Raw genomic sequence first — 18,506 nt, 5'->3', positions numbered from 1 at the left:
CGCCACACCATACCGTCGGGGCCATGTGTGCCTGCTCGATGAAGTTGCGCTCCGCCTAGCGGCGGACGCTTCGCTCGTCTTCTTCTCAACGAGGCGACAACTCCGCCGCCACCGCACGTGTCCCTGCCACTGCGCTGCTCGCTGGAGTTTGTCGTGTCCTCACCTCATCACGGCCGCCATGAATTCGGCCAGAACTTCCTCTGTGACCACACCGTCATCGCCGCCATCCGCGCCGCCGTCGCCCGCACCGAGGGCCCCATCGTCGAAGTGGGCGCCGGCGACGGCGCGCTGACCAGAACGTTGCAGACCCTCGGCCGTCCGCTCACCGCGATCGAAGTCGACGCGCGCCGTGCCGAGCGGCTGGCCGCCCGCACACCGGCCACCACACGGGTCGTCACCGCCGACTTCCTGCGCTACCGGTTACCCCGAAGTCCCCACGTGGTGGTCGGCAATCTGCCGTTTCACCTGACCACCGCGATGCTGCGGCGCATCCTGTACAGCCCCGGGTGGACCGACGCGGTGCTGCTGGTGCAGTGGGAGGTGGCGCGCCGTCGCGCCGCGGTGGGCGGCGCGACGATGATGACCGCGCAGTGGTGGCCGTGGTTCGAGTTCGGGCTGCTGCAGCGTGTTCCGGCCGCCGCGTTCCGGCCCCAGCCGGGCGTCGACGGCGGGGTGATGACGATCCAGCGGCGACCGGAACCGCTCGTCGACACCGCGGACCGCGCCCGCTATCAGACGATGGTGCACCAGGTGTTCACCGGCCGCGGCCGCGGGATCGCGCAGATCATCGACCGCACAGCGCCGCGCCGGGTGAGCCGTGGCTGGTTGCAGCAGAACGGGATTCGGCCGACGGCGTTGCCGCGGGATCTGACCGCGCGGCAGTGGGCGGCGGTGTTTCACCGGTTGTACGCGAAGGCCGGTCGAAATTGGTGATCGAACCCCCGTTCTGCCGCGGCTACAGTTCTAGCAACCCTGCGTGTCGACAGTCGGATGGAGACTGCTGTGGAAGTTGACCCGGACATACTGCGTGCCTTCGCCGGTCAAGTGGATATCGCATCGGCCCGGATTCGGGAAGCCGACGTCGGGACCAAAGTCGCCACTGCCGCCGACGGTTTGGACGGATCGACCACCCAGTGGGCGGTCGGGCTCGTCGGCGCACATGTGAAGACGATTGCCGGCCGGATCGCCACCGGTGTGAGCGACCTGGGTGCGGCAGTGCGTGGCGCGGGCAACACCTACGAGGTCACCGACGCCGTTCTGGCCGGCCGATTCGAAGGGATCTTCTGAGTCGTGCTGCCTTCTCGGTCCCGGTTGGAGCGCTGGAATCCCGACTCTCTGAAGTTCACCGGCCAGGTGATCGAGGATTGCGGCAAGGCCGTCGAAGATGCCGTGACCACGTTGAGCACCAACATCAAGACCATGCAGGAAACCAGAGCATGGTCGGGTGACGCCCACACCGCGGCCACGGTGATGTTCGGGCGGGCGAGTGACCAGACGAAGGACTTCTCGGCGTACACCACGGCGCTCGGTGAAGCCCTCGCCGCGGGTGCCGACACCATCGGCGGGGCACGGACGGCGCGTTGGACAAGGCCGATCAGATCGACATGACCGGCCGGCTGAACGTCAGCGATCAATGGGTGGTCCTGATCACCGGCGCTCAGCTGACCGCTGAAGAGGCGGCCGCGCTGGAGAGGCGTGCCCAGGCCGAACAGACCGCCGTCAACCGATTGCTGCTGGCGGTGGGCGCCGCCGACGACGAGACCGCCGCCAAGGTCGCCGCCGCCGCCACACCGCACGGATTCGACGCACTCAGCCCAGGCGATCCCGGCAGCCTGCTGGTGCCGGGCGGGCAGAAACCCGGCGACGAGGTACCCAATCCGTCGCACCCTGTCGGGTTTCTCCAGCAGGCCATCCTCAGGGACACCGACATGGCGCAGACGATCCGGGATACGAAGGTGGAGACGCGGTACGACCCCACCACCGGCGAAGAGATGGCCACCACGACCACGCACTACATGCAGGACGGCAGTAAGTACGTGAGGACTGTCAATGCCGAACCACAGTTCTCGGATCGAGGTCCGCTGACCACCGAAGTGCATTTCGACAAGGACGGCAACAAGATCTCGACGACGACCTCGGTCCTCTTCGAAGAGTGGGCTCACGACAGCCTGGCCGGCTCGAAGTCGACCACGACACAGCTCGCCGACGGCACCGTCATCAATTTCCTGGAACGGCCCAACGGCCAGAAGGTCGGCACCATCCGGACGCCGGACGGCCGGCAGGCCGATGTGCCGCTCGACCTCTACAACCATCCGGTTCTGACTGCCGCCGGTGCAGCGCTCAGTGGGCTGGAGAACCAAGCCGGACGAGGTATCCCGATGCTCACCGATGAGGCGGTGGAGAAGGTGCGGATCGGTGCGAAATACGGTGGCCCGGCTCTGGGAATCGGCGCTGCCTTGTGGGATATCGCGGTGGCGGACACCGGGTTCGAGAAGTGCGTCGCGGCGGCCGAGGGCGCCACCTCGTTGGCTGCGGGCACGCTAGGGGGTATTGCCACTGCTTCGTTCAGCCCACCGATCACCGCTCTTGCAGTGTTCGGCGCGTCCGGCGCCGGCCAGGCACTGGGCAACTGGATCGGCAATACGTTTTGTCCGCGATGAAATCCCACGTCCGGCTGATCGTGGCCATCCTATGTGTGGCGGTCTTGTCCGTCTTCCTCGTGGGATGGTCCGTCACCTGGCTCGCCCGCGGAAGCTACCTGACCGCGGTCATCATGCTCGGTGCCGGCATCATGTGCTCTACTGCGACTTTCCAGGTGGGGTACGCGCTGTCGGGAGCGGCCCGACCGCGGACGGAATACGGTGCCGCCGGCACAGTGATCCGGCCGGCGAAGTGGCTCGACCCGGTGAGCATAGTCGGGTTCATATGTGGTGTTCTCGCAGCGGGCTTATACCTTGTGTTCGCGCCTCAAGGCATGGTCGATTACGTTCCGAGAGGCACTCTCCGGGTGGGGGTTATCTCTCTGTGTGTCTTCATCCTGACGTTCGGGATCCCGGTTCTCTACCGGATGTTCCAGCACGGCGACAGCCACCTGCGCCTCCACCCCGACGGCTTTGAGATTTGGAACGGCCACTGGGGCATCTTCAAGCGCGGCGAATGGGACGAGATCCAACAGATCCTGGACCGTCCTGCCCGTGGTCGCAGCATCGGCCGCGAGATGATCGTCTTCAAACTGCCCAAGAGCAGCGCAATGCTGGTGACCGACACCATCACCGACAACAGTGACGCGCTCCGCGAGTGGGTCAGGTTCTATTGGCACCATCCCGAGTGCCGGGGCGAGTTGGTCGATGGCCGCGCCCTGCAACGTCTCCACGACGAGAGGTTCGCCACCGAATGATGCGCCCGGTCAGTGAATCTCACACCCCTGGTCCGCGATGAGGCATGCCGTGCGGGTCATAGCGTTCTTCGCTGTCCTCATAGGCATCGGCGCCTTCACCGGCGTATGGGCAGTCATGTGGCTGCTCGGCGGGAGTTACCTGACGGCGCTGATCGTCTTCCTGATGACCGTATGGGCGTACGGTTTCGCGCTGTACTTTCTCGTCACGTCACAGGGCAGAGCACAACCGCGAACAGAAATCGGAGCCGATGGCACTCTGCTTCGCCCCGCCAGATTCGTCGACACCATCTTGATCGCGTCTGCTTCCGCGGTTTTCCTTGCCGCGGCGCTCTACCTCGTCTTCGCGCCGCTCGGGCTGGTCGACTACGTACCGTCCGGAGTCATGCGGGTGATGGTGCCGGCCGGCTGTGCATGCATGGTGTTGCTCGGCGTGCCGACCGTCTACCGCATGATCCAGCACCGAAGTGGAGGACACCTGCGTCTACACCCGGGTGGCTTCGAAATCTGGAACGGCCAATGGGGCTCATTCCGTACCGGCACATGGGATGACATCGGGGAGATCCTTGATCACCCGCCCAAAGGGGAAAAGCCGTTCAACAAGGTCATCGTCGTCGTACTCCACGGCGGCCGCAACGCCATGCTCATCGCCGATGCGATCACCGATGACAGCCGGGCTCTGCAGGAGTGGGTGCAATTCTATTGGCAGCACCCCGAATACCGGGATGAACTCGTCGACGCTCGCGCACTGCGTCGTCTCGACGAGGCAAGGTTCACCCCGGAATGATCAGCTGCCCGACGAACGCACTCAACATCTCGGCGTCCAGCGGTTCGGCACAGCCAGTCTCACCGGCCTCGTACAGGTAGTCGCCGTCGCCACGCACCTGCACCCACTGCAGGATCTCACCCTCGGGATCCGAGCCGCGATGCCGCGCCTGCACGGTCCCGGTCGCCGCGACGTCACGGCCGTCAACGACCGACACCGCGGGCTCACCGGGGCCTGCCGGGGTGATCGTGAGGCCGCGGTCGTCGTACTCGTCCAGCGCCTCCGGCGGCTTCGGAATCCGGTCCCCGCCGCCGGTCACCGCGATCCGCGGATACGCCCCGGCACCGACCAGCCCGGCCATTTCGGCGATCACCACGCCCAAGCTGTCCGGTGATACCGCGTGGATGTCGACGACGTCGACACCGTCAGGATCTCTGCCCTGCAAAGCCACAAACCCGCAGTCCCCCGCCCGCGTCGCGTGCAGACGAAGATCCGGCAGGTCTTCATCGAAGTACTGCACCCGGCATTCGACACAGACGTCGGCCCGCACGAGGGCTTCCACCCAGGTTCGAACGCCGCGGAGATCACCGTCGTCCAGTCGGTCGTCGACCGGTCCCACCTCCCTGGTGGCGAGCCACACCGAGCCGACCGGTCGACTACGGCCCAATGGGTAAGGCAAAGTGTCGCGGCCGTACAGTTCGCAGGCCGACTCCAGATCGACCACCGCGACCGTGCCGACCAGTTCTGACCACACCGTCTCCGAAAGACCGCCCGTCATGGCTCCATTCTGGAGTCTGCGGGTCACCGCACTTCCCACCTGTCCGCGCTTTCCGGCGTTGCACGAGACGATGGCGAAGGGCCCAGCCCCGTCCGCCGAGGTCGGCGGGTCAGCGAGGCTCTGTCGGTGCGCTGCGGCACGATATGCGCATGCTTCCGGGTGACAGAGGAGACGACGCCGCGCTGCGCAAGGCGCGCGGGGCGTTCTTCACCCCTGCCCCGGTGGCCCGGTTCCTCGCCGACTGGGCGGTGCGCGACCCCGGCCACGCGGTGCTCGAACCGTCCTGCGGAGAGGCCGTGTTCCTGCATGAGATCGGGCGACGGGGCGGCCACACCGGCCCGCTGGTCGGCGTCGAGATCCACCCCGACTCGGCCTTGGAGTCCGAACGCGGCCTGCGCGCGCACGGCATCGACGCGGTCATCCACAACCAGGACTTCTTCTCCCACAACGAGTTCGGCTGCTACGACGCGGTGGTCGGCAACCCGCCGTATGTGCGGTACCAGGACTTCGCCGGAGAGTCCCGCGCCCGCGCCCGCCAGGCCGCGCTGCGCGCCGGCGTCACACTGTCCAACCTCGCGTCGTCGTGGGCGGCGTTCACCGTGCACGCGGCGCTGCACCTGCGCCCCGGCGGCCGGCTCGGGCTCGTGCTGCCCGCCGAGTTGCTGAGCGTGAACTACGCCGCCGGCGTGCGCCAGTACCTGATGGACCATTTCGCGTCGGTCGGCCTGGTGCTGTTCGACGAGCGCGTGTTCCCCGGTGTGCTGGAGGAGGTCGTGCTGCTGCTGGCCGACGGCTACCAGCCCGACGGCGGCACGGGCGCCCAGCACATGCAGCTGTCCCAGGTCCGCGACGCCGAGGGCCTGGCCAGGTTGACGGGGTCGCGGCGGTGGAGCCCGCCGGGCAACGGCGCCAAATGGTCCGCCGGGCTGATGTCGGCGGCCGGCCTGTCGGCGTTCGACGCGGCGGTGCGCGGTGACGCGTTCACACCGCTGGAGACCTGGGGCGACACCACGCTGGGCATGGTGACCGGCAGCAACCGGTTCTTCACATTGTCGCCCGCGAAGGTCGACGCGCTGGGGCTGGCGCCGTCGGATCTGCTGCCGCTGTCACCGCCGGGCTCGCGCCATCTGCGCGGCCTGGCCCTGAGCCCGAACGCGCTGCGCGCGCTCGGGGCCGCGGGGCAGTCGACGTACCTGTTCCGGCCCACCGAGGAGCCCTCCCCCGCCGCCCGGCACTACATCGCCTCCGGCGAGGACCTCGACGTGCACCGGGCCTACAAGTGCCGGGTGCGCACCCCGTGGTGGCGGGTGCCCTACCTGCGCCCGGCCGACCTGTTCCTGACCTACATGAACGCCGACACGCCGCGTCTGACGAGCAACCGCGCCCGCGTGCACCACCTGAATTCGGTGCACGGTGTGTACCTGCGCGACGACCTGCGCCGGCTGGGCATGAACCTGCTGCCGCTGGCGTCGCTGAACTCGGTGACCCTGCTGGGGGCCGAGACGGTGGGCCGCGCCTACGGTGGTGGGATGCTCAAGATCGAACCCCGGGAAGCCGATGTGCTGCCGGTGCCGTCCCCGGACCTGGTGCACCGCAACGCCGATCCGCTGCGCCGGGTGCGGCCCGCGGTGACCGCGCGGCTGCGTGACGGGCGGCTGCTCGATGCGGTCACCCTGGTCGACGAGGTCCTGCTGCTCGCCACCTCGACGTTGTCCGAACGTGCGCTGACGGCGGTCCGCCGCGACCACGCCGGCCTCACCGCCCGTCGTCTGGCCCGCGGAAAAGCCAACGGTGTCAGGTAAACCCAGCGCCAAGGCTCTGGCGTGGCCGTTGTTCGACGCCCTCGTCGACCAATCTCCGTTCAAGACCGTGAACCCGTGGAAAGCCGACGGCAGCTTCGCCCCTGACTACGGCACCTTGCGCAAGCTGCTCGCCGTGCCGATCCTGCTGGGCGCCGAGAGCCGCTCCGGGGTGCCCGCGCTGGCCCTGGACGTGTGGGTCGCCTACGAGCTGCGGCGCGCCGGGCTGGACCCCGACGCCGTCTGGCCGCGCGCCGAAGCGCCGCGGGTGGTCGACCGGGACGTCCTCGCGTTCGTGAAGTCCATCCCGAAAGCGGCCGGTCGCGACGATCTGCTCGCGCGGCTGCGCGCCGGTGTCGCCACCGGTGGCGCAGCGTCGGCGAACATCGCGGGCAAGAACTATTTCAAGCAGGTCGACGTGATCATGTCGTCCTGGCAGACCGGGCCGGAGCTGCTCATCTCGACCAAACGAATGGACTCGTCGTTCGGCAAGAACGCCGCCAACCGCGTGGAGGAGTCCTATGGCGACGCGAAGAACCTCGCCCTGCGCCATCCGTTGGCCGCGTTGGGGTTCATGTACTGCCTGCGCTCCACGGCCTACACCGAGGAGCGCAGGCAATTCGACTGGATCGCCGACCTGCTGATCAAACTCGGCAGGGAGGCCGACGCGTACGACGCGTGCGCCCTCGTGGTGCCTGAGTGGGAGGGTGACGGACCGATCGATGAGCCACCCGGTGCGGACGACGCCGTCATCGAGCCGTATCTCTTCGAGATCGACGACCCCGCCGACGTCGCCGGCGAACCGCCGCCGATCGACGTGGCCGCGCAGCTCGCCGCGTTGCCCGACGTGACCTTGCGCACGGACCTGGTGCCCGACGAGCTCAGCCCGGCCCGGTTCTTCGCGGTGATGCTGACGATCGTGCTGGACAACTCGAACATCACCCAGCACGAGGAGGCCCGGCTGCGGCGCAGCCTCGCGGCCGGCTGACGGACATGAGAGGATCGTGCACCCGTGCAGACCGATCTCCTTCCCCGGGACGAAACGCGCGTCCGGCTCGCCCGTGCGCGCCGTCGATGGACGGCGATCCTGCTCTGCGCCTTGGTGTTCCTCGCCGCGGTCTACTGGCTGGCGGTGCGCACTACCACCGGCCAGGCGATCGAGAACGCCGCGCTCTACGGCGCCGATCAGGTCGACCCGCGGGCGTTCCTCGCGGCCAGGACGCTGCTGGACACCATCACGGTGACGTCCCTGGCGGTGGCGACCCTGCTGGTCGGCGCGATCGGGCTGCTGCGCCGCCAGGTCAACCTCGCCGTCGCGGCGGTGGCCGTCATCCTCGGCAGCCAGGCCGTCACGCAGCTCCTGAAATTCGTTGTGCTGCAACGTCCCAACCTACTGGCCAGTGACGAGTACCTGGCCAACACGCTGCCCAGCGGGCACACCACGGCCGCGATGTCGGTGCTGTTCGCCACGCTGATCGTGATGCCGTACCGGTTCCGCGGTGTCGCGATGTTCTTCGCACTGACCTGGGCGGTGGGCATCGGCGCCTACACGGTCATCGCGCAGTGGCACCGGCTTTCGGACACATTGGCCGCGGACGCGGTCGCACTCGTAGTGGCCTGCGCTGCTTCGCATTTCCTGGCCCGCACCGGCCGCGTCCGGGCGGTGGTCACCCCGGGAGCAGCCCGGTACACGCTGCGGACCGTGTTCGTCGCCCTGGTCACCGTGGTCGGCGCGGCGAGCGCGGCGCTGGGCGCGGCGGCGCTGCTGACCGCCCTACACCAGGACATCGACGCCGCGGCCGAGTGGCGGCTGTTCCTCAGCGCCCAGTGGCTCGCGGCGGCGGGTTCGATCTTCGCCGCGCTGTTGTTCTGGTGGACCTGGCGCCGGCTGGAGACCAAACGCCGCGGCGACCCCGCCGCGGCCCGCTAGGCCGTCGGCTCCTCGGTGTCCTTGTCCACGTCCGGGGTGTCCCGGTCCGGGTCCTTCTCGGTGTCAACCGACCGGGATGCCGCCGAACCTTCTTCGTCGTCGTAGATCCCTTTGCCGCGGGTCATGGCGAACCTCTCACTGAGATGCGGAGCGGAGCTTGTCCAGCAGCGGCGCCGCTGCTTCCTTCAGGAACGCTTCCTGACTGTCGCCGCCGACCTGGATCAGCGCGATGTCGGTGAAGCCCGCCTCCCAGTATTCACCTACCGCCTCGACGATGGCATCGAGGTCGGGGCCGCACGGGATGGACTCGGCAACGTCCTCCTTGCGCACGAACTGGGTTGCACCGTCGAAGCCGGCGGTCGTCGGCAGGTCGGAGTTCACGGCCCAACCGCCGGCGAACCAGCGGAACTGGTCGTGGGCGCGGTCGACCGCGGCGTCGCGGTCGGTGTCCCAGCAGATCGGGATCTGGCCGATCACCCGCACGTCGCCCGGCAGCCCGGTCGCGCCCCGCGCCTCGTGCCACGAGTCGACGAGGTCTTTCTCGGGCTGGACGGCGATCAGATGGTCGGCCAGCGGCGCGAACTGGTGCACCGACCGGTCCCCGGACACCGCCGCCGCGATCGGCACCGGCACCTCGGGGACGTCCCAGAGCCGGGCCGAGTCGACCTCGAAGTACTCGCCCTTCCAGTCGACCAGGTCCCCGGTGTGCAGTTCGCGGATGATCTGGATGGCCTCCTTGAGCATGTCCTGCCTGCGGCCGACCGTCGGCCAGCCCTTGCCGACGACGTGCTCGTTGAGGTTCTCCCCGCTGCCCAGCCCCAGCGTGAACCGGCCGTCGGCGAGCAACTGCAGGGTCGCCGCCTTCTGCGCCACGATCGCCGGGTGGTAGCGCACGGTCGGGCAGGTCACGTAGGTCATCAACTCGACGCGGTCGGTGGCGTGCGCGACGGCTCCCAGCACCGACCAGGCGTACGGCGCGTGGCCCTGGGAGGACAGCCACGGGAAGTAGTGGTCGCTGGACACCTCGAAGTCGAAACCCACCTGCTCTGCCGACACTGCGTAGCGGACAAGGTCTTTCGGGCCGCTCTGCTCGGTCATCAGGGTGTAGCCAAAACGCGTCATGCGCCTCGGGTACCCCTACCGGTGAGGGCAAAACGATCCTCCGCGCTGGCGGTGCCCGGGTCCGGCCGATAGCGTCTCGACCAGGGGTGACCACTTTCTTGCCCGAGCCAGGAGGCCACGGTGGAGCTCATCGGTCGCGGCAGGGAGCTGCGCGCCCTCGACGACCTGCTGCGCGATGTCGGTGCCGGGCACAGCAGGGCCCTCGTCCTCAGCGGGGACGCCGGGATCGGGAAGACCGCGCTTCTCGACGCGGTCGCCTCCCGCGTTCCGGACTGGCGGGTGGCCCGCGTCACCGGCGTGGAGTCGGAGACGGAGTTCGCCTACGCGGCGCTGCACCATCTGTGTGTCCCGTTTTCCGAGCACCTCGACCGCATCCCGGATCGGCAGCGCGACGCGCTGGCGACGGCATTCGGACGACGTCAGGGCGCCACGCCGGATCCGTTCCTGGTCGGTCTTGCCGCGCTCAACGTGGTCTCCGAGTCCGCCCAACAGGGTCCTGTCCTTCTCCTCGTCGACGATCAGCAGTGGCTGGACCGCGCCTCCAGCCTGGCGACTGCGTTCGTCGCCCGGCGCCTCGCCGCGGAACGGGTCGGCGTGGTGTTCGCGACCCGGACGGCCGGGCCGGAGTTACGCGGACTCGCCGAACTGGCGATCGGCGGGTTGCGCGAGGACGACTCGCAGGCCCTGTTGGCTCGCGGTCTCGACGGACCACTGGACGCGCGGGTCCGCGACCGGATCGTCGTCGAAGCCCGCGGCAACCCGCTGGCCTTACTCCAGATCCCGCGTTCTCTGGACCGGGCAGCGCTGGCGGGTGGATTCGGCGAGCCGGGGATGCCGCTGACACACAGCCTCGAAGGAGCGCTCCGCAAGCAGATCCACGACCTACCGCTTCGCACGCGCAGGCTGCTGGCGCTGGCCGCGGCGGAACCGTCCGGCGACGCGTCCGCGATGTGGCGGGCCGCCGAGCTGCTCGGCATCGAACCAGACGCGGCGGTGGCTGCAATGGAAGCCGGATTGGCCGAGATCGGAAGCCGGGTGACGTTCCGGCATCCTCTCATCCGATCCACGGCATACCGATCGGTGCCGTTGTCCGACCGCCAGGCGATCCACGGCGCGCTCGCGACGGTGATCGACCGTGAGTTGGACCCCGAGCGGCGCGCCTGGCATCTCGGCTACGCGGCCGTCGGCCCGGACGAGGCGGTCGCCGAGGAGCTCGAACGTTGCGCGAGCCGGGTGGGTGCGCGGGGCGGGATCGCCGCCGCGGCGGCGTTCCTGGAACGCGCCTCGGCGCTGACAGCCGACCCTGCCCGCCGCGGCGACCGCGCGGTGGCCGCAGCTGAAGCCAAAGCGCAGGCGGGTGTTCTCGACGACGCCAAGGATCTGCTCCGACTCGCCGATGCTGCCCCACTGACCGAAAGGCAGCGTGCCCAGGCAGATCTCGTGCGAGCGCAGCTCGCTTTCATCAGCAGTCACGGCAACGACGCGGCACCGCTGCTGCTGGCCGCCGCCCGCCGCTGGGAGGCCGTCGACGCCGGGCTCGCCCGCGAAACCTATCTGGATGCGATGTCCGCGGCGCTCTTCGCGGGACGGCTCGCCAGTGAGGGCGACATGTCGGAGGTGTCCGAGGCCGCCGGCGCGGCTCTGCGGGCATTGGGCGCCCCCGCGCCCGCGGACCTTCTACTCGACGGTCTGGCCACCCAGTACAGCGGCGGCTTCCAGAAGGGTCTGCCCACCCTGCAGAAGGCGCTGTCCGTCTACGGCGAGGGGATGAGCGCGGGTCAGGAGATGCGGTGGATGCTGCTGGCGTGTCTGGCCGCCTCCCGGGTGTGGGACATCGACCGTCACGCTTCGCTGTCGCGACGTTACCTGCAGCTGGTCCGCGAGTCCGGCTCGGTCAGCCATCTCCCGCTGGCGTTGAGCGCCATTTTCATTCCGCTGCTGTACACGGGTGACTTCGACGAAGCGGCACACGTGACGGAGGAGATGTGCGCCGCCATCGACGCCATGGGCAACAATCTGAGCCCCTACAGCGCCATCGTGTTGGCGGCCTGGCGCGGCCGGCGGGCCGAGTTGCGGTCGCTGAGCGCGGCCACCCGTCGGGACGCCGAGCGTCGCGGCGAGGGGCACGGGCTCACGGTCATCGTGTGGGCCGAGGCGGTGATGGCGGTGGGCCACTGCGAGTATCAGGCGGCACGTGACGCCGCCGCCGACGCCTGTTCACATCCCGGGGACGGCGGCGCATCGTGGTGGGCGCTGGCCGAACTGGTGGAGTCGAGCGTGCGCCTCGACGACTTCGCCGCCGCGCACGCGGCGCTGGACCAACTGGTGGAGATGACGACGCCGAGTGGTACCGACTGGGGCCTGGGTATCGAGGCACGGTGTCGCGCGCTGGTCAGCGACGACGGCACCGCAGAGCCGTTCTACCTGGAAGCCGTCGAACGGCTGGGCCGAGCGGGACTGCGCCCCGAGCTCGGGCGGGCCCACCTGCTCTACGGCGAGTGGTTGCGCAGGCAGCGGCGTCGGCTGGACGCGCGTAACCAGTTACGTGCCGCCCAGGCCGTCTTCGACACCGTCGGTATGGAGGCTTTCGCAGAGCGGGCCCGCCGCGAGCTGCTCGCGACGGGAGAGACCGCGAGGCGCCGGAACACCACCCCGGCCGTCACCTCCCTCACCCCGCAGGAAGCCCAGGTCGCTCGCCTCGCCCGGGAGGGCTTGTCGAATCCGGAGATCGGCGCGCGGTTGTTCATCAGCGCCCGGACGGTGCAGTACCACCTCGGCAAGGTCTTCACCAAGCTCGGGATCCGGTCCCGCAGCCAACTCGAGCACGCTCTCGCCGAACGCGAGAACCGCTGAACCGGGACTGGCCAGTGGCGGATGCGAACAGCCACGCGTCCCGGCGAGGATTCCTGTGCCGCGAGACGAAGGAGTGCACATGAAGATGCGGGCCGCACGCATGTTCGGCTACAAACAGCCGCTGCGCCTCGAAGAGATCGACGTCCCCGCCCCGGGACCTGAGGAGGTGCTGATCCGCGTCGGCGGTGCGGGCATGTGCCGCACCGACTTCCAGCTGACCGACGGCTACTTCGACAACGGTCTGGCGATGGACTTCCCCATCACGCCGGGCCACGAGGTGGCGGGTTGGGTCGACGGTGTCGGCTCGGAGGTTCCGAAATCGGCCGGTCTGAGCGAAGGCGACCAGGTGGTGGTGTTCGGCAGCTGGGGCGACGGCGCCTGCCGGCAGTGCCACGACGGCAACGAGCAGCTGTGCGCACACGGCGTCTGGGCCGGGTTCGGCCGCCACGGCGGATATCAGGAGTACCTGCCCGTCAACTACCGGTACCTGATCAAGATCCCGAGCCGCGGCGAACTGTCACCGGACAACCTGGCACCGCTGACCGATGCCGGGCTGACGCCCTACCGGGGCTTGAAGAAGCTGCGGAACGCAGGACACCTCGGGCCGGGCCGGACCGTGGCGGTCTCGGGTGTCGGCGGTCTGGGCAGCTATGCCGCGCAGTACGCGAAGCTGCTGGGTGGCGGCGCGCAGGTGGTCGCGTTCGCACGCAGCGACGACAAGCTCAAGATCGCGAAGGAGAACGGCGCCGACCACGTCATCAACGTCCGGGACAAGGACGTCGACAAGGTCCGCTCTGAACTCGAATCCGCAACCGGAAGAACAGAACTCGACGCTGTCATCGAGTGCGCCGGCTCCGAGGAGTCGATCAGGCTCGCGTTCGCGCTGCTGGCCGCCGAGGGTGCGGTCGCGTCCGTCGGGCTCATCGGCAACCGCATCGACATTCCGCTGTTTCCCTTGGTGGCAAGGGAATACACGTACTTCGGGTCGTTCTGGGGCAATTACAACGACCTCACCGAGGTCCTCGCGCTGGCGCAGGCGGGACAGATCAAGCACTCGGTGACCCGCGTCCGCTTCGACGACGTCAACGAGACCCTCGAGGCGATCGGCCGCGGCGACGTCCTCGGGCGTGCGGTCATCGTCTACGACTGAGGACGCCGAATGCCGATCCCGAGACTGAAGATCGCCGCGCTGCTGGCGTTCGCCCTGCTCATCACCCAACCGACAGGAATGGCTATGGCAGATCCGTATGACACCGTCGAGACCCGCAATCTGGCCACGGTGCAGGCCGGCTTCGAGGCGTGGCGGGCCGGCACGGGCAGCCCCTACGATGCGCTCGCCGACGACGTCACGTGGGAGATCGTCGGGAACTCGGCGGCGGCGCGGGTCTACTCCGGCAAGGAAGACTTCCTGGCCAACGTGATCCGGCCGTTCAACGCGCGCATGGCCCAACGCCTGATCCCCGCGATCCGGGACATCTACGCCGACGGCGACACCGTCATCGTCTTCTTCGACGCCGAGGGGACCGCACGCGACGGGGTTCCGTACCGGAACACCTACGCGTGGTTCCTCACCGTGGCCGGTGACCGGATCGTGAAGGCGACCGCGTTCTTCGACGCGATCGCGTTCGACGACCTCTGGCGGCGCGTACCGGCCTGACGCCGCGCCGGACAGCCCACGTTGTCAATTCCGCCGGTGATCGACAGGATGGTGGGCATGACCCACAACGCCGGCGGATACGGGCCCCCCGGGCCACCGGCCCCCGGTGCGGTGGCCCCCGGCTATCCCCCACCGGGATACCAGGGTTATCCGCCCCCGTACTGGCAGCCGCCGGGCCGGCCTCCCGGCTACCCGGCCCCCGGCTACGGCGGCCCCCCGTATCCGCCGCCGTACGGCCCGCCGGTCCTCAAACCCGGTGTCGTGCCGCTGCGGCCGCTGACGTTGTCCGACATCTTCAACGGGGCCGTGGCGTACATCCGCGCCAACCCCAAGGCCACCCTGGGCCTGACGACCATCGTGGTCATCGCGGCGCAGATCGTCGCGCTGCTGCTGTCACTGTGGCCGTTCGCGTTCACCGGACAGTTCGCCGAATCCCTCGACGGTGACGAGGCGTCCACCGAGGTGCTGGTCAGCTGGACGGCGTCGAGCCTGGCCGCCGCGATCACCACGGCGCTGTCGAGCACGCTGCTCAGCGGCCTGCTCACGGTGGTGATCGGCCGCTCGGTGTTCGGCGCGGGCATCACGATCGGCGAAGCGTGGCGGCGGCTGCGACCGCGACTGTGGGCGCTGATCGGGTTCACGGTGCTCAAGATGCTCGCGCTGATCGTGTGGTTCGGTGTCGTGCTGCTGATGGTCGTGCTGGCGGTGGCCGTGGTGGACGGTCCCGCCGCGTTCCTGTTCGCGGCTCCGCTGGTGGTCGCGTCGGTCCTGGCGGCGATCTGGGTGGCGGTGATGCTGACGTTCGCGCCCGCGGCCATCGTGCTGGAACGACGCGGCATCCTGAGCTCGGTGAAGCGGTCGTTCGCGCTGATCAAAGGGGACTTCTGGCGCGTGTTCGGGATCTGGCTGCTGGCCGCGATCGTGGCGCAGTTCATCGCCGGCGCGGTGTCGATCCCGTTCAGCATCGGCGGGCAGATGGTGCTGACCGCGTCGGCGACCACGACTGCGGCGATGATCTCGATGGTGCTGTTCTCGGTCGGCGGTGCCGTCGGCCAGATCATCACCGGCCCGTTCAGCGCCGGCGTGGTGGTGCTGCAGTACACCGACCGGCGGATCCGCGCCGAGGCGTTCGACCTCGTGTTGCAGACCGGCGCCACGGCCGGGCCCCAGGCGCCCGCCGATTCCACGGACGATCTCTGGCTGACCGGCGGCCCGCACTGACGTGTCGACGATAGACATCGACCGCGACGCGGCGCGGGAGGCGGCGCAGGGCGAGCTCGCCAAGAACATCTATCCCAAGCCCTCGTTGACCGACATGATCCTCGACTGGCTCGAGGAGTTGCTGTACCGGTTGACCGCGTCGGCGTCGAAGTTCCCGGGCGGCTGGTACACCGTGGCGGTGCTGGTGGTGCTGCTCATCGTCGCGGTCGTGGTCGCGGTCCGCATCGCGCGGCGGGCCATGCGCAGCGACCGCAGCGCCGCGCCGCCACTGTTCGGCGACCAGCTGCTCAGTGCCGCGGAGCACCGAGCCACCGCCGAACGCCATGCGGCAGCCGGTGATTGGGCGCCCGCCATCCGGCACCGGGTCCGCGCCATCGCGCGCAGGCTGGAGGAGGACGGGGTCCTCGACGCGGTGCCCGGACGCACCGCCACCGAACTCGCCCACGCCGCCGGCCGCGCCGTACCCGGACTGGCCGGCGAGTTGTCCACCGCGGCGGAGACCTTCAACGACGTCACCTACGGTGAGCGGCCGGGCACCGAACCGCAGTACCGGATGATCGCCGCGCTGGACGACCGGTTGGGCAGCCAGGCTTCGGGTTCGGCTGCGGCGCACACCGAAGCGGCCCAGCAGCCGTGGGCCGAGGTGCGATGAGCACCGCCGTCGGGTCCACCTTCACCCAGCGCTGGTCCGTGCTGCGCTGGGTGCTGCTCGGCCTGGCCGCGATCGTCGCGGTCGCCGCGCTGACCACCTGGCTGACCGCGCCGCGCCCCGGCGGTCACCTGGACCCGGCGTCCACCTCATCCGACGGGGTACACGCGTTGATGACGCTGCTGCGCGAGCACGGTGTCACCGTGGTGGAGGCCGCCTCCATCGCCGAGGTCGAACGCGAGGCACGCGCGGACACCCTCGTCGTCGCCGCGCAGACCTACCATCTGTTCGACGACGAGCTGCTGCGCCGGCTGTCCGCCGTCCCCGGCGACCGGCTGCTGATCGCCCCCCTGGGCAAGACCCGCGAGGAACTGGCCCCCGAGCTGGAGCGCGCGGACACCACGGAGTTCGGCGGTCTTGCCCCGGACTGCGACCTGCGCGAGGCCACCCGCGCCGGCGCGGTGCAGTTCGGTATCGCCGAAACCTACGAGGCGCGGGACTCGGTCCCGGTGACCCGCTGCTACGACGGCGTGCTGGCCCGCTACACCGCCGACGGCCGCACGATCACCGTGGTCGGCAGCGACCAGTTCGTGATGAACGCCGGGCTGGCCGACGAGGGCAACGCCGCGCTGGCGATGAACCTGACCGGATCGCACCCCCGGATGATCTGGTATGCCCCGCAGCGCAGCGAGAGCGACGGCTCCGAAGGCGCCGCGTCGTTCACCGATCTCATTCCGGCACAGGTCAACTGGATGGCCCTGCAGCTGGTCGTGGCGGTGGCCCTGCTGGCCTGGTGGAAGGGCCGCCGGGTCGGACCGCTGGTCGCCGAGCAGCTGCCGGTCGTGGTGCGGGCCTCCGAGACGGTCGAGGGACGTGGCCGGTTGTACCGGTCCCGCCGCACCAGGGACGTCGCGGCCGAGTCGCTGCGCACCGCGGCGCGCCAGCGCATGCTGCCCCGGCTCGGGCTGACCGTGGCCGCGTCGCCGCAGGACCTCAGCCAGGCCGTCGCCGCCCGGTGCGGGCTGGATTCGGACTCCGTCGCCCGTACTCTGTACGGGCCGCCACCGGCCACCGACGCCGATCTGGTGAACCTCGCACGCGCACTCGACGACATCGAAAGGCAGGTCGCACAGTCGTGACACAGCCCACCCCGCACGAGGGTGCCCGCAACGCGTTGATGGCCCTTCGCGCCGAGATCGGCAAGGTGGTCGTCGGACAGGACGCGGTGGTCAGCGGTCTGGTGATCGCGCTGCTGTGCCGCGGCCACGTGCTGCTCGAAGGCGTGCCGGGCGTCGCGAAGACACTGCTGGTGCGCACGCTGGCCGCGGCGCTTCAGCTGGATTTCAAGCGCGTGCAGTTCACCCCGGACCTGATGCCAGGTGACGTGACGGGGTCGCTGGTCTACGACGCCCGCACCGCCGAGTTCGAGTTCCGTGCCGGGCCGGTGTTCACCAACCTGATGCTGGCCGACGAGATCAACCGCACCCCGCCCAAGACGCAGGCCGCGCTGCTGGAGGCGATGGAGGAACGTCAGGTCAGCGTGGACGGGGAACCGCGGCCGCTGCCGGACCCGTTCATCGTCGCCGCCACCCAGAACCCGATCGAGTACGAGGGCACCTACCAGCTGCCCGAGGCCCAGCTGGACCGGTTCCTGTTGAAGCTCAACGTGCCGCTGCCGCCGCGGGACCAGGAGATCGCGATCCTGAACCGGCACGCGCACGGATTCGACCCGCGCGACCTGTCGTTCGTGAAACCGGTCGCCGGGCCCGCCGAACTGGCCGCGGGCCGCGAGGCCGTCCGGCAGGTCCTCGTCGCCGACGAGGTGCTCGGCTACATCGTCGACATCGTCGGCGCCACAAGGACTTCCCCGTCGCTGCAGCTCGGGGTCTCCCCGCGCGGCGCGACGGCGCTGCTGTCCACCGCGAGGTCGTGGGCGTGGCTGTCCGGCCGCGGCTATGTCACCCCGGACGACGTCAAGGCGATGGCCAGACCCACGCTGAGGCACCGGGTGGCGCTGCGGCCGGAGGCCGAGCTGGAAGGCGCCAGCGCCGACGGCGTGATCGAGGGCATCCTGTCCGCGGTGCCCGTGCCGAGATAGCCGACGGCCGTGGTTCTCACCGGTCGGGTCGGGCTGATCGCGCTGCTGTGCGCGCTGCCGGTCGTGGTGTCGCCTTACCCGGCAGCAACTTTCGCGGCGCTGGCAGCGCTGCTGGCCGTCGCCGTCGTGCTGGACGTCGCCCTGGCGTCGAAGTCCCGCGACTTCCGCTGACCCTCCCGCCGAAATGGCATTCCAGCAGCGAAAGTTCGAGTACACAGCTGACCAGGTGCAATCTCGGC

At 69.4% G+C, this 18,506-nt stretch carries 20 protein-coding genes; 17 read left to right on the top strand and 3 right to left on the bottom strand.

The window, feature by feature from the left end; genetic code table 11:
• The first annotated feature begins 153 nt into the window (after window positions 1-153).
• From erm to ASJ79_RS18315, 6 genes are all read left to right on the top strand, one after another.
• Window positions 154-933, top strand: coding sequence for a 23S ribosomal RNA methyltransferase Erm (erm, locus tag ASJ79_RS18335; RefSeq protein WP_067958140.1), 780 nt, complete (start codon window positions 154-156; stop codon window positions 931-933).
• A 69-nt stretch (window positions 934-1,002) separates the two neighbouring features.
• Window positions 1,003-1,287: a type VII secretion target gene (locus tag ASJ79_RS18330; RefSeq protein WP_082753920.1), complete on the top strand. Its 285-nt coding sequence runs from the start codon at window positions 1,003-1,005 to the stop codon at window positions 1,285-1,287.
• Window positions 1,288-1,290: 3 nt separating this feature from the next.
• The gene (locus ASJ79_RS34070) at window positions 1,291-1,608 is read left to right on the top strand and encodes a hypothetical protein (RefSeq protein ID WP_231750911.1); all 318 of its coding nucleotides are present in this window, start codon (window positions 1,291-1,293) and stop codon (window positions 1,606-1,608) included.
• On the top strand, window positions 1,581-2,660 hold the full coding sequence (locus ASJ79_RS18325) for a hypothetical protein (protein ID WP_231750910.1): 1,080 nt from the start codon (window positions 1,581-1,583) through the stop codon (window positions 2,658-2,660). The genes ASJ79_RS34070 and ASJ79_RS18325 overlap by 28 nt, the downstream gene beginning before the upstream one ends.
• The gene (locus ASJ79_RS18320) at window positions 2,657-3,397 is read left to right on the top strand and encodes a hypothetical protein (protein ID WP_067958058.1); all 741 of its coding nucleotides are present in this window, start codon (window positions 2,657-2,659) and stop codon (window positions 3,395-3,397) included. The genes ASJ79_RS18325 and ASJ79_RS18320 overlap by 4 nt, the downstream gene beginning before the upstream one ends.
• A 49-nt stretch (window positions 3,398-3,446) precedes the next feature.
• Window positions 3,447-4,181: a hypothetical protein gene (locus tag ASJ79_RS18315; RefSeq protein WP_231750909.1), complete on the top strand. Its 735-nt coding sequence runs from the start codon at window positions 3,447-3,449 to the stop codon at window positions 4,179-4,181.
• Here ASJ79_RS18315 and ASJ79_RS18310 read toward each other — a convergent pair.
• Window positions 4,168-4,938 (bottom strand): hypothetical protein, encoded by a 771-nt coding sequence (locus tag ASJ79_RS18310; protein ID WP_067958052.1) that lies wholly within the window; start codon window positions 4,936-4,938, stop codon window positions 4,168-4,170. The genes ASJ79_RS18315 and ASJ79_RS18310 overlap by 14 nt on opposite strands.
• A gap of 149 nt (window positions 4,939-5,087) precedes the next feature.
• Between ASJ79_RS18310 and ASJ79_RS18305 the strand changes: the two genes are divergently transcribed.
• Genes ASJ79_RS18305 through ASJ79_RS18295 form a run of 3 tightly spaced genes read left to right on the top strand, consistent with a single transcriptional unit; the run spans window position 5,088 to window position 8,667 of the window.
• Window positions 5,088-6,740 (top strand): N-6 DNA methylase, encoded by a 1,653-nt coding sequence (locus ASJ79_RS18305; RefSeq protein WP_067958130.1) that lies wholly within the window; start codon window positions 5,088-5,090, stop codon window positions 6,738-6,740.
• Window positions 6,730-7,725 carry a hypothetical protein gene (locus ASJ79_RS18300; protein WP_067958051.1) on the top strand — a complete coding sequence of 332 codons (996 nt, stop codon included), beginning with the start codon at window positions 6,730-6,732 and terminating at the stop codon, window positions 7,723-7,725. The genes ASJ79_RS18305 and ASJ79_RS18300 overlap by 11 nt, the downstream gene beginning before the upstream one ends.
• A 24-nt stretch (window positions 7,726-7,749) precedes the next feature.
• Complete coding sequence (locus ASJ79_RS18295) at window positions 7,750-8,667, top strand: phosphatase PAP2 family protein (protein WP_067958050.1); 918 nt, start codon at window positions 7,750-7,752, stop codon at window positions 8,665-8,667.
• Here ASJ79_RS18295 and ASJ79_RS34785 read toward each other — a convergent pair.
• Together ASJ79_RS34785 and ASJ79_RS18290 are read right to left on the bottom strand one after the other, a co-directional pair.
• Window positions 8,664-8,792 (bottom strand): hypothetical protein, encoded by a 129-nt coding sequence (locus ASJ79_RS34785; RefSeq protein WP_255374747.1) that lies wholly within the window; start codon window positions 8,790-8,792, stop codon window positions 8,664-8,666. The genes ASJ79_RS18295 and ASJ79_RS34785 overlap by 4 nt on opposite strands.
• Before the next feature lie 10 nt (window positions 8,793-8,802).
• A complete protein-coding gene (locus tag ASJ79_RS18290) occupies window positions 8,803-9,789 on the bottom strand; it encodes an LLM class F420-dependent oxidoreductase (protein ID WP_067958047.1) in 987 nt (328 codons plus the stop codon).
• Window positions 9,790-9,909: 120 nt separating this feature from the next.
• Between ASJ79_RS18290 and ASJ79_RS18285 the strand changes: the two genes are divergently transcribed.
• The 8 genes from ASJ79_RS18285 to ASJ79_RS32410 all read left to right on the top strand — a co-directional run bounded on the left by ASJ79_RS18285 (window position 9,910) and on the right by ASJ79_RS32410 (window position 18,438).
• Entirely contained in the window at window positions 9,910-12,642 is a 2,733-nt protein-coding gene (locus ASJ79_RS18285) for an AAA family ATPase (protein ID WP_082753919.1), read from the top strand.
• Between the two features lie 79 nt (window positions 12,643-12,721).
• Window positions 12,722-13,792, top strand: a complete 1,071-nt coding sequence (locus ASJ79_RS18280; RefSeq protein ID WP_082753918.1) for an NAD(P)-dependent alcohol dehydrogenase — start codon at window positions 12,722-12,724, stop codon at window positions 13,790-13,792.
• Window positions 13,793-13,801: 9 nt separating this feature from the next.
• Window positions 13,802-14,299, top strand: a complete 498-nt coding sequence (locus ASJ79_RS18275) for a nuclear transport factor 2 family protein (protein ID WP_067958044.1) — start codon at window positions 13,802-13,804, stop codon at window positions 14,297-14,299.
• Between the two features lie 57 nt (window positions 14,300-14,356).
• Complete coding sequence (locus ASJ79_RS18270; protein ID WP_197420265.1) at window positions 14,357-15,520, top strand: hypothetical protein; 1,164 nt, start codon at window positions 14,357-14,359, stop codon at window positions 15,518-15,520.
• Between the two features lies 1 nt (window position 15,521).
• On the top strand, window positions 15,522-16,172 hold the full coding sequence (locus tag ASJ79_RS18265) for a DUF4129 domain-containing protein (protein ID WP_067958039.1): 651 nt from the start codon (window positions 15,522-15,524) through the stop codon (window positions 16,170-16,172).
• On the top strand, window positions 16,169-17,308 hold the full coding sequence (locus tag ASJ79_RS18260) for a DUF4350 domain-containing protein (protein ID WP_067958036.1): 1,140 nt from the start codon (window positions 16,169-16,171) through the stop codon (window positions 17,306-17,308). Before ASJ79_RS18265 ends, ASJ79_RS18260 begins: the two co-directional genes overlap by 4 nt.
• A gap of 38 nt (window positions 17,309-17,346) precedes the next feature.
• Window positions 17,347-18,267, top strand: a complete 921-nt coding sequence (locus tag ASJ79_RS18255) for a MoxR family ATPase (protein ID WP_231750912.1) — start codon at window positions 17,347-17,349, stop codon at window positions 18,265-18,267.
• 9 nt (window positions 18,268-18,276) lie between these two features.
• Complete coding sequence (locus tag ASJ79_RS32410) at window positions 18,277-18,438, top strand: hypothetical protein (protein WP_369803706.1); 162 nt, start codon at window positions 18,277-18,279, stop codon at window positions 18,436-18,438.
• Window positions 18,439-18,506 lie beyond the last annotated feature (68 nt).

The organism is Mycobacterium sp. NAZ190054, assembly GCF_001545925.1.
GTDB lineage: Bacteria > Actinomycetota > Actinomycetes > Mycobacteriales > Mycobacteriaceae > Mycobacterium.
The sequence above is the reverse complement of the archived record's forward strand: the minus strand, read 5'-3'. Positions and strand labels throughout refer to the sequence as shown.

Bases quoted from the DNA above. Each gene is read 5' to 3' on its own strand.
- ASJ79_RS18255 (WP_231750912.1), top strand. From the start codon at position 17,347: ATGGCCCTTCGCGCCGAGATCGGCAAGGTGGTCGTCGGACAGGACGCG.
- ASJ79_RS18280 (WP_082753918.1), top strand. From the start codon at position 12,722: ATGAAGATGCGGGCCGCACGCATGTTCGGCTACAAACAGCCGCTGCGC.
- ASJ79_RS18275 (WP_067958044.1), top strand. From the start codon at position 13,802: ATGCCGATCCCGAGACTGAAGATCGCCGCGCTGCTGGCGTTCGCCCTG.
- ASJ79_RS18290 (WP_067958047.1), bottom strand. From the start codon at position 9,789: ATGACGCGTTTTGGCTACACCCTGATGACCGAGCAGAGCGGCCCGAAA.
- ASJ79_RS18310 (WP_067958052.1), bottom strand. From the start codon at position 4,938: ATGACGGGCGGTCTTTCGGAGACGGTGTGGTCAGAACTGGTCGGCACG.
- ASJ79_RS18305 (WP_067958130.1), top strand. From the start codon at position 5,088: ATGCTTCCGGGTGACAGAGGAGACGACGCCGCGCTGCGCAAGGCGCGC.
- ASJ79_RS18270 (WP_197420265.1), top strand. From the start codon at position 14,357: ATGACCCACAACGCCGGCGGATACGGGCCCCCCGGGCCACCGGCCCCC.
- ASJ79_RS18320 (WP_067958058.1), top strand. From the start codon at position 2,657: ATGAAATCCCACGTCCGGCTGATCGTGGCCATCCTATGTGTGGCGGTC.
- ASJ79_RS18260 (WP_067958036.1), top strand. From the start codon at position 16,169: ATGAGCACCGCCGTCGGGTCCACCTTCACCCAGCGCTGGTCCGTGCTG.
- ASJ79_RS34785 (WP_255374747.1), bottom strand. From the start codon at position 8,792: ATGACCCGCGGCAAAGGGATCTACGACGACGAAGAAGGTTCGGCGGCA.